The organism is Bacillus sp. C1 (assembly GCF_054570475.1).
Map to the genome: position 1 here is coordinate 122,487 of NZ_JBTMZT010000005.1, position 12,577 is coordinate 135,063.

The 12,577-nt window shown below is 37.2% G+C and carries 9 protein-coding genes, 1 pseudogene and 1 other annotated feature; of the genes and pseudogenes, 7 read left to right on the forward strand and 3 right to left on the reverse strand.

From position 1 onward, the window contains the following. Positions 1–160 precede the first annotated feature (160 nt). The 4 genes and pseudogenes from ACX5JI_RS16670 to ACX5JI_RS16685 all read left to right on the forward strand — a co-directional run bounded on the left by ACX5JI_RS16670 (position 161) and on the right by ACX5JI_RS16685 (position 4,318). Positions 161–745 carry a TetR/AcrR family transcriptional regulator gene (locus ACX5JI_RS16670; protein ID WP_459502151.1) on the forward strand — a complete coding sequence of 195 codons (585 nt, stop codon included), beginning with the start codon at positions 161–163 and terminating at the stop codon, positions 743–745. A gap of 63 nt (positions 746–808) precedes the next feature. After that, positions 809–2,050 carry an MFS transporter gene (locus ACX5JI_RS16675; RefSeq protein WP_459502152.1) on the forward strand — a complete coding sequence of 414 codons (1,242 nt, stop codon included), beginning with the start codon at positions 809–811 and terminating at the stop codon, positions 2,048–2,050. A gap of 67 nt (positions 2,051–2,117) precedes the next feature. After that, positions 2,118–2,369, forward strand: coding sequence for a helix-turn-helix transcriptional regulator (locus ACX5JI_RS16680; RefSeq protein WP_459502238.1), 252 nt, complete (start codon positions 2,118–2,120; stop codon positions 2,367–2,369). 589 nt (positions 2,370–2,958) lie between these two features. After that, a pseudogene (locus ACX5JI_RS16685) lies at positions 2,959–4,318 on the forward strand (RNA-guided endonuclease InsQ/TnpB family protein). A 53-nt stretch (positions 4,319–4,371) separates the two neighbouring features. Here the strand turns inward: ACX5JI_RS16685 and ACX5JI_RS16690 are convergent. Then, positions 4,372–5,655 carry an MFS transporter gene (locus ACX5JI_RS16690; protein ID WP_459502153.1) on the reverse strand — a complete coding sequence of 428 codons (1,284 nt, stop codon included), beginning with the start codon at positions 5,653–5,655 and terminating at the stop codon, positions 4,372–4,374. 108 nt (positions 5,656–5,763) lie between these two features. After that, positions 5,764–7,077: an alkaline phosphatase family protein gene (locus tag ACX5JI_RS16695; protein WP_459502154.1), complete on the reverse strand. Its 1,314-nt coding sequence runs from the start codon at positions 7,075–7,077 to the stop codon at positions 5,764–5,766. A 153-nt stretch (positions 7,078–7,230) separates the two neighbouring features. Between ACX5JI_RS16695 and ACX5JI_RS16700 the strand changes: the two genes are divergently transcribed. Both ACX5JI_RS16700 and proS read left to right on the forward strand, forming a co-directional pair. After that, the gene (locus ACX5JI_RS16700) at positions 7,231–7,515 is read left to right on the forward strand and encodes a YesK-like family protein (protein WP_459502155.1); all 285 of its coding nucleotides are present in this window, start codon (positions 7,231–7,233) and stop codon (positions 7,513–7,515) included. A gap of 106 nt (positions 7,516–7,621) precedes the next feature. After that, positions 7,622–7,829: a binding site (T-box leader), on the forward strand. Between the two features lie 44 nt (positions 7,830–7,873). Then, positions 7,874–9,304: a proline--tRNA ligase gene (gene proS / locus ACX5JI_RS16705; protein ID WP_459502156.1), complete on the forward strand. Its 1,431-nt coding sequence runs from the start codon at positions 7,874–7,876 to the stop codon at positions 9,302–9,304. A 218-nt stretch (positions 9,305–9,522) separates the two neighbouring features. On the opposite strand, the gene ACX5JI_RS16710 is transcribed toward proS, so the two are convergent. Then, positions 9,523–10,446, reverse strand: a complete 924-nt coding sequence (locus tag ACX5JI_RS16710; protein WP_459502157.1) for a cell wall anchor protein — start codon at positions 10,444–10,446, stop codon at positions 9,523–9,525. 253 nt (positions 10,447–10,699) lie between these two features. Between ACX5JI_RS16710 and ACX5JI_RS16715 the strand changes: the two genes are divergently transcribed. Next, positions 10,700–12,577: SH3 domain-containing protein (locus tag ACX5JI_RS16715; RefSeq protein ID WP_459502158.1), on the forward strand; the 1,878-nt coding region annotated here is incomplete at its 3' end.

Genomic DNA, 12,577 nt, shown 5'->3' on the forward strand with positions numbered 1-12,577 from the left:
ATTAACGGGCAGTAAGAGCCCTATCTCAAGATTCAAAGAGAAGAAAGGAAGATAGGTGGAGGATCAACTGCCCGTAAAAGCCCGATTGGTGAGGGCTAATAATCAGTGGGGGATGAAGACCTCCCACTGATTAAAGTTTCACTTTATGTGAGGTGTAATCATGAGAAAAAGCGCAGAAGAGATAAAAAAAGAAATAGCGTATCAAGCAGAAGAGTTATTTTCACAAAAGGGATATGCTGCAACATCTATGGAAGATATTTGTGAAATTACGAAACGTAGTAAAGGTAGCATTTATTATCACTTTAAAAGTAAAGAAGAATTATTTTTATTTGTCGTAAAACAACATACGTATGATTGGCTTGAAAAATGGAATGAAAAAGAAAGACAGTATCGTACGAGTACGGAAAAATTATACGGTCTTGCAGAGTATTATGTAGAAGACACACAGCACCCTATTTTTAGTACAGTTGAAGAATTTTCGATGAGTCAAGTTGTGAGTAAAGACATTTTAGATGAAATGCTTGTTTTGGCAAGAGCATCATATGTTGTTTTTGAGAAATTAATTGAAGAAGGCATAAATTCTGGAGAGTTCCGCCAAGGGGATATTCGTGATCTTATGTATATTATCAATGGCTTACTATCGGGGCTTGGCGTACTGTATTACGAGTTAGATTCTGCAGAAATGAAGCGAATCTATAAGACAGCAATTGATGTATTATTACAAGGATTGGCAGCTGAATCATAAACCAGCAGCTTTTCTTTTATACTATTTTAGACTGAACGGTCGGTTTATAAGAGGAGGAGTAACATGAAAGATTTATGTAAAAATCGAGCATTTATGCTTGTTATGGCGTCGGATATTTTACAACAGTTTGCAATTTGGATTCGAAATATGGCACTTTTGTATTTCATTATGGAGCGAACAAATAATAATCCCATTTCAGTTTCATTATTATCGGTTATGGAATATGCGCCTATTTTTATTTTTTCATTCATTGGCGGTGCGTTAGCGGATCGCTGGAATCCGAAGCGAACGATGGTGGCTGGAGATATACTAAGTATGTTGTCTATTATCGGGATTGTTTTCTTGTTACAAATGGATTATTGGCAGGCTATATTTTTTGCGGCGTTTGTTTCAGCAATTGTTGGACAATTTTCTCAGCCTTCATCATCGCGAATATTTAAACGTTATGTAGAAGAAAAACATGTTGCAAACGCAATTGCAATTAACCAAACATTACAGTCGTTATTTATGATTTTTGGTCCTGTTGTAGGATCGATTGTGTATACGCAGCTTGGGTTGTTTACGTCACTATACGGCTTAATTGGGCTGTTTGCATTATCTGCTATAACTCTTTCGTTTTTGCCAAGATGGATAGAAAAAGAGAAACGAGAGAGTACCTCCTTATGGAATGATATAAAAGAGGGATGGGTGTATGTACTTCAAACAAAAAATTTATATATGATTACAATTACTTTTGCAATTATTGGTTTAGCAGTAGGCTTAACAAATCCATTAGAAATTTTTCTTGTTATTGAACGGTTAGGAATGGAAAAGGAAGCTGTTCAATATTTAGCAGCGGCTGATGGAATAGGTATGTTAATTGGAGGAGTCGTTGCAGCCATTTTTATTTCAAAAGTACATCCTAAAAAAATGTTTGTGTTTGGTATGACTGTATTGGCTATATCTTTTCTCGTAGAAGGGATGTCTACATCATTTTGGATCACGAGTTTCATGCGATTTGGAACAGGGATTTGTTTAGCTTGTGTTAACGTTGTTGTTGGAACACTTATGATTCAGCTCGTACCGGAAAACATGGTAGGACGTGTAAATGGTACAATTTTACCACTTTTTATGGGAATGATGTTAATTGGAAATTCATTAGCTGGTGGATTAAAAGAAGTGACCTCACTAATAATTGTATTTTGTATAGCAATGTCACTCATTTTATTGGCAATTTTACCTATTTTACATATGAGAATAGGAAAAGAGGTTGCAAATAAAACAGAAAAAGTGGAACGAACAAGGGGGACAGATTCGTTTGTATAGAGAGGGTGTATTAGAAAAAGGAGCAATTTAGGCTCCTTTTTTGTCGTGGAGATTTTTTGACAACTTTATGTGTCAAATATATACTGATGTTGTAAAAACGATTTTACAGGTTAGGAGAAAAAATGTGGAAAATCAAATTTACGAATTGCGTACGGAAAAGAATATTTCACAAGGTGCATTAGCTGATAAGTGTAAAGTGTCAAGACAGACGATAAATGCAATTGAGAATAATAAGTATGATCCGAGTTTAGCCCTTGCCTTTCGTTTAGCTGAAGTGTTAGGAACAACGGTTGATCAATTATTTGTGTATAAGCAGTAATACTTTTATATAAATGCGTATTGAAATAAAACCATTTCTTTTCGGGAGAAGAGAAGACCGCCCATGGATAGAAGCGGTCAGTGCCTTTATTGGCTCCATGCCATGTGAAGACAGAAAAAGAAAGTGAGCGGGGAACTTATTTTGTTTTCATAACTGCGAATTAGGTATGGGGAAATTAGAATCATAATATTCAGTACAGATTGGAAAAATAACATAAACTATTCCTTTTTGAGGAGAGAGAGGATCCGCATGTGGGTAGAAGCGGTCAGTGCCTCCATTAGTCCCATGCCATGTGAAGACAGAAGGAGAAAGTGATTGGAGAACTTCTTGTGTTTACACAACTACGAATTAGGTGCGGGAAAATTAAAATGGATTATAGTAGTGAAACGATAATAATAGGATAATAGAAACTGCCCCTTTTCTTATAAAGAAAAGGGGCAGTTTCTATTATATCTTTCGAGAGGACTCCCACCTCTAAACATATGTGAAGATGGTGAGGTGAATCGAAAAAAATATTTTATGTTCAAATAAAATAATAAGAACGTACGTTCTTGTTTTGGTATAATATCCGTAATAAGGAGGTGAAAAAATGACAACGGAAAAGCAAACAAATTATAAAACGCTTCAAATTTGGGTTAAAAAAGGACATCGTATGTATTCTTATTTTCAAGAATCTTGCCAACATGCGAAGAATATGTACAACACGACAAATTTTTATATACGACAAGTGTATACAGGTTTGACACAAAATAAGGAGTTGCAACCTTTACAAAAAGAAGTTTTAGATACAATCGCTAAAAACATGAGGAAGATGAATGAGACACAAATTCTTGCCTATCAAAAGAATGTGGAAAAAGAGAAAACAAAACCAAAAGAAAAACAAAAAGAAGTGAAATGTAATTTGTTTTCAGAACCAACTACAGAAAAACCGTATGTAGATTACAATTTTCTGGATGCATTATTTAAAGCAATGATTCAGAATGATTATCGTGCTTTGCCTACACAATCTAGTCAATCCATCATGAAAAACGTATTCCAAAATTGGAAGTCTTTTTTTGCTAGTTTAAAAGATTATAAAAGGAATCCCCACAAATACACTAAAAAACCTAGCATTCCAAAGTATATTCGCTCTTCTGAAAAGGAAATCTTGTATACAAACCAAGATTGTGTCATTAAAAATGATACGTTTTTAAAGTTTCCAAAGACAAAATTGCAATTAAATATTGGGAAATTGGGGTTTACTGAAGGGAAACTAAAACAAGTTCGTGTCATTCCAAAATACAATGAGTATGTAGTGGAATTCGTGTTAGATGTTCCTTCAGAACAACAAATTGTTGAAGAGAATGGTCGTTATATGAGTATTGATTTAGGTATTGATAACCTTGCAACCATTGTAACAAACACGTGAAGGGCCTTTTACTTCAAAAAGAATAGAAAAACTTCATCAAAAGCGTTACCTGAAAATAAAAGACATCTTTCATAAAGCGAGTCATCATATTGTAAAACTGGCTCAAGAAGAGAGAGTTTGCCAAATCGTTATTGGCCAAAACAAAAGTTGGAAACAAGAAACTGATATGGGAAAGAAAAATAACCAAACATTTTGCCATATCTCGCATATTGTATTGATTCAAATGATTACATACAAGGCAAATGCAGTAGGTATGCAAGTTATTGTAACCGAGGAATCGTACACGTCAAAAGCAAGTTTTCTAGATCATGACTTCATTCCAATGTATGGAATAAATGACCAACATGCAACTTTTTCAGGAAAACGAATAAAACGTGGTATGTATCGTTCTGCAAAAGGCATCGAAATCAACGCAGACGTAAATGCTGCGGCGAATATTTTACGAAAAGTAGTCCCGAATGCATGGAAAAACGGGATAGAGGGGTTAGGCGTGAAACAGCTCGCTAGTGTGTTAACTCCACTGACGTTAATCGTCCGTTAGGCCGAAACGTTAGAAACCCCCACTTCAAGCTTTGCTAAGTGGGGGAGTATTCATTATAGTGTTTCCGATTTTGGAGCAGATGGTGTAACAGAAGTAGCATTTTTCGGTACTTTCGTTAGTATGAAACCACCGATTATAAATAAAATGATAATGCTTAGTACACCAGCGTTTGTTTTTCCTGTTATTTGGGTTGTTACACCAACTAGCACGGGTCCCATAATGGCTGCGAACTTACCGAATATGTTATAAAAACCGAAAAATTCATTTGCGGATTCTTTTGGAACTAATTTAGCAAAATAGGATCGGCTAAGTGCTTGAATTCCGCCTTGAGAAGTTGCAACAAGCATTGCTAAAATCCAAAAATCGAGTGTTGTTTGTAAGAAATAGGCGTATGAACAAATAATGATATACATAATAATACCGACATATAGCATTTTTTTTCCTTTAAATGTTTCGGATAGTTTCCCATACAGTAAAGCGAATGGACAAGCGACAATTTGTGTTACAAACAAAATAATAAGTAGGTTTGTTGCACTAATACCAAGGTCTGTTCCATAAGCTGTAGACATGGTAATAATTGTATCGACACCATCAATGTAGAAGAAATAAGCAAGTAAGAATAAAAAAACAGTACGATATTGACGGATATTTTTAAAGGTATGAGCTAAACGTTTAAAACTCATTGTAATTGGTTTTGGGTGTCGCTCAATATAGTGTGTTTGCTCCACATTTTTGAGCATGGGAATTGTAAATAGTCCCCACCAAAGAGCCGTAATGGCAAAGGAAATTTGACTTGCGATGCCGACCGATAGTGGGATTGTTCCTTTTTGGGCAAGGATAATGAGAGCAATGCAGCCGATAAAAGGAATTGTACTCCCGATATAACCTAATGCAAAGCCGCGTGTTGAAATTCGGTCCATTCTATCTTCTGATGTTACATCCACTAAGAAAGCATCATAAAAAATATTTGCCCCAGCAAATCCAACTAAAGCGAGCATATAACAGCCTAATAGGAAATACCACTGCGATGTCGGAACAACAGCTAGCATACTTGTAAATATAATACCGAGTCCAAAAAAGAATGTGAAAAAGCGTTTTTTAAACCCTTTATAATCAGCAATTGTACCGAGAATAGGAGCAAGAATAGAGATTAAAAGTGTCGAGAAAGAATTCGCATATCCCCAAAAAGCTGTTGAAGTTGCTCCGGATAGACCTGCTTCTTTTGCAGCAGCTTTGAAATAGATAGGAAATAGTGCAGTTGTAATGACGAGTGAGTATACCGAGTTTGCCCAATCATATAATATCCAGCTTTTTTCTTGCCTGGACATTTTTTTCATATCATGTTCCTCCTTATAGTCGTTCTAACATTAGTGTACAAAAATAAAAATAGGAAAAAGAGAAACAGAGGTAAGTTTTACGTAACTTTTACATATATACAAATTTCTTTACAATTGAAGTAAATCCTCTATTACAGTTCCGTCGGTTTCACCAAGGTGTAATCCGAGTAATCGTGCGATGGTAGGTCCTTCGTCAATGAGACGCATATATGGGATAATCGCACCTTGACGAATGCCTTTTCCAGCAGCCATGAAGATGGTCTCATAGTTTGGTTTTGTTGGAGAATATCCATGTGTACCAAACGTGTATTTTTTACTAGGAGTTACATCTTTTTCTGTGATTTCTTTTATAAAGTCTCCTGTATAGTTTTGGGTAAAGTAATAGCCTTCACGTGCTTCGAGCATAAAGAGACAATTTTCATCAGCACCGCGGTCTTTCGCATCTTCATCATGGAGTATAAATTCGATTCCATTTTGCTTATCTTGAAGAAGTTCTTCTAAAAGACGTTGGACAGTTTGTATCGTTTTGGTATCATTTTTATCCTTTACATACACGTAAGCAGAACCATCACAGCTTTGACAATAAGCTGTCCAATCTATTAATTTTCCACTTTTATTTACAGAAATGAGTCCCCTTTGATGAAACAAAACGTTTAATTGAATCGCTTTATTTTCACTTAGAGCACTATGGTCCCCAAGAGCGATAATGGTACTTTCTTCGTATATATTACAATCTTTTAATGTTTGAATAATCTTTCCTAGTCTTTCATCATGCCTATGAATAGCGGCATTTGTCTCCTTAGAAGAAAATCCGTAATAGTGCCTTTGTGTATCTAAATCTGTAAAATGTACAAACATAATGTTAGGCTTTTTAGTTTGAATGGTGTATAAGGCAGAAGCGAGAACGAAATCGTCAAGCTCAGGTTGTGATAATCCGTTTCTAATATGACCAAAACGACGATTTAAATCTAGTTGGTACAGGGGGCTCCCGCTAAATAATGAAACAAGGACTTGATTTTGCCACGGTCTATTTGGAAAGATTTCAGGCAAGTTATAATCTATTTTTGCTCTTCCTGTAACAGGCCATAGAAGGGCGGCGGTTGTTAAATTTTCTTTTTTTGCCTCGTCATATAACGTTGTTCCTTTAATAGAATGGCGGTACCAATGCCAATCTGGTGATTCCTTTCCAGGTTGAAGTAATGTATTACTTACAACACCGTGTTTGTTAGGATAGTTACCAGTTACAATAGTAGCGTGGCTTGGATACGTTACAGAAGGATAGATGGCTTCGACTTTTTTTGCAATTGCACCTCGCTCGATTAAAGAACGAAAATGAGGAAGTTCTTGTAATATAGGAAAATCTAAAGCTGATAAACAGTCAAAAGATAAAACAATTACATGATTTGTTAATGGATGGCCCATTATATATACCTCCTGTTATATAACTTATTATTATATATTACTATTAATACCTGGTTATAAAAACTTATTTTTGAAGAAAGTTTATTATTTATTTTTTGAATTTTAAAACATATAATGAATTATAAGGAAATGAATGGAAGGAGGGTATATGGGATGGATGGGTTTGAAATGTTTTTTATCATTGGAGCAGTAACAATTCTCATTGTATTTGCGGTGTCATTTTTATTAAAGAAGCAATTTCCAAAGAGACCGTTGGATATTATATTTGCACTTATTGTAATTCTGCTTTGTTTAACATTCTTTCCGATTACAATCTTCGCTATTGGTGGATGGGATGGAATGGGATACGGTATTGCGTGTTTCTTTGTTTTAGTGGGAACACTTATCGGTATGATTGCTCATCAAATTGTAAAACTTTTTCGAAAAAGTTATGTATAGACTTAGTGTATAAAACAGAAACAGATGAAAAGAATATATAAAAATAAGAAAATTAGCTATTGTTTTGAAATAGAATTTATATTATGATATGAGGAAAATTTATCTTGTCATAACGATGAAAAAGGATTAGTACATGTCCCACCTTTTTTACAGAGAGAGAATCCATTTGGCTGTAAGATTCTTAAAGAGGCGACATGGAACCTGCCTTTGCGTTCTGCATATGCAGCGGGAAGTTCCCGTTATCAAAAAGAGAGCATGTACAATTTTTGTGCATGAATCAGGGTGGTAACGCCGGCGAAAGCTCGGTCCCTATTTTGGGGACACGGGCTTTTTTTATTTTTTTAAGGAGGAAAAGAATATGGCAAAAGAACAAGTACAGGCCATTACAAAAATGGAAGAAGACTTTGCACAGTGGTATACAGATATTGTGAAGAAAGCAGAACTTGTTGATTATTCAAGCGTAAAAGGGTGTATGATTTTACGCCCGTATGGGTATGCATTATGGGAAAATATCCAGAAAGTAATGGATGGAAAACTAAAAGCATGTGGTCATGAAAATGTTTATATGCCAATGTTTATTCCAGAGAGTTTACTGCAAAAAGAGAAGGATCATATAGAAGGATTTGCTCCTGAAGTAGCATGGGTTACACATGGAGGAGATGAGAAGTTAGCAGAAAGACTCTGTGTTCGTCCGACATCTGAAACTTTATTTTGCGAACATTTTTCAAAAATTGTTCAGTCTTATAATGATTTACCTAAATTATATAATCAGTGGTGCTCGGTCGTCCGCTGGGAAAAAACGACGAGGCCATTTCTTCGTACGACTGAATTTTTATGGCAGGAAGGCCATACGATTCATGAAACGGCAGAAGAATCTCAGAAGGAAACATTAGATATTTTGAATCTGTATGCATCTTTTTGTGAAGATTACTTAGCGATTCCGGTAATTAAAGGACAAAAAACAGAGAAAGAAAAGTTCGCTGGCGCAAAGGCAACATATACGATTGAAAGTTTAATGCATGATGGAAAAGCGCTTCAAACAGGAACATCTCATAATTTTGGTACGAATTTCTCTGAAGCATTTGATATTAAATTTTTAAATCGTAATGGAAAATGGCAATATGTACATCAAACATCATGGGGTGTGTCGACAAGAATGATTGGTGGACTGATTATGGTTCATAGTGATAATAACGGACTCGTTATGCCACCGAAAGTTGCACCAGTGCAGGTCGTGGTTGTACCCATTGCTCAGCATAAAGAGGGTGTGTTAGAAAAAGCAGCACAGTTGCAAGAGCGTATTCAAAAAGTTGCACGTGTGAAAATAGATGCTAGTAACAAAACACCAGGATGGAAATTTAATGAGTATGAAATGAAAGGTGTTCCAATTCGTTTAGAAGTTGGTCCAAAAGATATTGAGAAAAATCAAGTCGTACTCGTTAGACGTGATACGAAAGAAAAAGAATTCGTCTCAATGGATCAATTAGAAGAGCGTGTTGCAGCATTATTGGAGGAAATTCATACTTCTTTATTCAATAAAGCAAAGGTATTTCGTGATGCAAACACATGTAGCGTTACAACTTTTGAAGAACTGAAGCGAGTAGCTGATGATAAACAAGGCTTTATTAAAGCGATGTGGTGTGGTGAGCTTACTTGCGAAGAAAAATTAAAAGAAGAAGCAGGTGTATCATCACGTTGCATACCATTTAAGCAGGAAGAATTAGCGCAAGAATGTGTATGTTGTGGAAAAAAAGCAGAGCATATGGTGTATTGGGGTAAAGCGTATTAAGAGTAAAGCAAAAGATGAACTTGTTTAAGGTGTTATCGTTAAAGTAGGTGCATCCCTTTTTATAAGAATAGTGCGATCATCTGCAGTAGTAATCCAAATATGTTTGTACAGATTATATGATTTGTAAAATGGACCTTTATCTCGAATTGTTAAAATTCTAGATAAAGGTCCATATATATGCTTAGCATGTATTTTTAGATGGAGTTATTTCGTTTTAGTTATTTTACTCTTTTTCTAAAGATAAATAGAACAATACCAAAAATAAGCATAGTGGCACTCATTAAGATAGTTGTAGGATAATGAGTAGCTGTGTTAGGCAGTTTTCCACCTTGTTCTCCTTGTGACCCATTGCCACCTTGTGACCCATTGCCACCTTGAGAGCCGTTGCCACCTTGAGAGCCGTTGCCACCTTGAGAGCCGTTGCCATCTTGTGAGCCAGCACCACCTCGAGAGCCGTTACCATCTTGTGAGCCAGCACCACCTTGAGAGCCGTTGCTATCTTGTGAACCAGCGCCACTTCGAGAGCCGTTGCCACCTTGTGAACCAGCGCCACTTCGAGAGCCGTTGCCATCTTGTGAACCAGCGCCACCTTGCGAGCCAGCGCCACCGCGAGAACCGTTGCCATCTTGTGAGCCAGCGCCACCGCGAGGACCGTTGCCATCTTGTGAGCCAGCGCCACCTTGCGAACCATTGCCGCCTTGCGAACCATTGCCGCCTTGCGAGCCATTGCCATCTTGCGAGCCATTGCCATCTTGCGAGCCATTGCCATCTTGCGAGCCATTGCCGCCTTGCGAGCCATTGCCATCTTGCGAGCCATTGCCGCCTTGCGAGCCATTGCCATCTTGCGAGCCATTGCCACCTTGCGAGCCATTGCCACCTTGCGAGCCATTGCCGCCTTGCGAGCCATTGCCACCTTGCGAGCCATTGCCGCCTTGCGAGCCATTGCCATCTTGCGAGCCATTGCCATCTTGCGAGCCGTTGCTACCCTTTTGTGTGCCATCTTCTTGTTGGGCATAATAGCTGTCTTGAGCAATCGTCTTGCTGTTTATTTCAGGAAATTCATATTTAGCAGCATGTCCATTACTTAGGCCGCTAAAAAAAGACAGAGATAGTATGAATGCTACAGTAATGATTTGTTTCATTATTTTCCTCCTTGATACGAAATCATTGTCTCATCTAAAATACATCGTTTGTAATATTGCATATTGGAAAGTATTTTATGCAAAAAAAACCAAATGAAGAAAATAATAGAGTTCGTTGAGGGGTTATGTTAGAGGGGAATTGATCATTATATTTGAAAAATGAATGTGAGTAGATGTGTTAAAATTAAATAGTAATTTGAATTTAGTAAGGGAGGGTTAAAGAATATAACAGTGTTTATATTCTAATGAATAGATGAAGCAAACAACAAAACAAATCATAACAGGTACATTTTTAGCAACAGCAGCATCTTTTATTTCTACAAATGCTTTTGCACAAGATGAAAATTTAGCGACAGTGAATGCAACAAATTTAAATATACTTGAACAACCGGTAGCACAAAGTAAAGTTGTAGGAAATGTAAAGAAAGGGACAACTGTACAAGTTTTAGGAAAAGAAAAGGATTGGGCAAAAATTTTTCATGACGGAAAAGAAGGTTATGTAGCATTGCAATTTTTAAAGATGGAAGCATTAGAGCCCAATGCTAAAACAAAACAACATTTAACAATTAATAGTGACCAAAAAGAAAGTGGTGTTGTGACAGCTACACGCTTGAATGTACGAAATAGTCCTGCCGTAGGAAGTTCGATTGCTGGATATGTTACAAAAAATGAAAAAGTAACGATTGTAGGAAAAGCAAACGGCTGGGCGAAGATAAGTTATAAAGGAAAAGAAGGCTATATTTCGCTAGAGTTTGTGAAAGTAGAAGGCGGAAAAATAGAAGAGAAGCCGTCAGAAACAATCGAGAGTGGTAAGCAAGAGAGCGGAACAATCAATGCGACGAGCTTACGAGTAAGAAGCGCAGCAAACACAAACAGTGCGATTCTGGGAAGCTTGAAAAATGGAGAAAAAGTAACGATTGTAGGAAAAGCAAATGGCTGGGCGAAGATAAGTTATAAAGGAAAAGAAGGCTATATCTCGCTAGAGTTTGTGAAAATAGAAGGCGGAAAAGCGGAAGAGAAGTCGTCAGAAACGATCGAGAGTAGTAAGCAAGAAAGCGGAACGATCAACGCTACGAGCTTACGAGTAAGAAGCGCAGCAAACACAAACAGTGCGATTCTCGGAAGCTTGAAAAATGGAGAAAAAGTAACGATTGTAGGAAAAGCAAACGGCTGGGCGAAGATAAGTTATAAAGGAAAAGAAGGCTATATTTCGCTAGAGTTTGTGAAAGTAGAAGGCGGAAAAATAGAAGAGAAGCCGTCAGAAACAATCGAGAGTGGTAAGCAAGAGAGCGGAACAATCAATGCGACGAGCTTACGAGTAAGAAGCGCAGCAAACACAAACAGTGCGATTCTCGGAAGCTTGAAAAATGGAGAAAAAGTAACGATTGTAGGAAAAGCAAATGGCTGGGCGAAGATAAGTTATAAAGGAAAAGAAGGCTATATCTCGCTAGAGTTTGTGAAAATAGAAGGCGGAAAAGCGGAAGAGAAGTCGTCAGAAACGATCGAGAGTAGTAAGCAAGAAAGCGGAACGATCAACGCTACGAGCTTACGAGTAAGAAGCGCAGCAAACACAAACAGTGCGATTCTCGGAAGCTTGAAAAATGGAGAAAAAGTAACGATTGTAGGAAAAGCAAACGGCTGGGCGAAGATAAGTTATAAAGGAAAAGAAGGCTATATTTCGCTAGAATTTGTGAAAGTAGAAGGCGGAAAAATAGAAGAGAAGCCGTCAGAAACAATTGGAAATGGTAAGCAAGAAAGCGGAACGATCAACGCTACGAGCTTACGAGTAAGAAGCGCAGCAAACACAAACAGTGCGATTCTCGGAAGTTTAAAAAATGGAGAAAAAGTAGCGATTGTAGGAAAAGCAAACGGCTGGGCGAAGATAAAGTATAAAGGAAAAGAAGGCTATATTTCGCTAGAGTTTGTGAAAGTAGAAGGCGGGAAAACGGAAGAGAAGCCGTCAGAAACAACTGGAAATGGTAAGCAAGAGAGCGGAACGATCAATGCGACGAGCTTACGAGTAAGAAGCGCAGCAAACACAAACAGTGCGATTCTCGGAAGTTTAAAAAATGGAGAAAAAGTAGCGATTGTAGGAAAAGCAAACGGCTGGGCGAAGATAAAGTATAAAGGA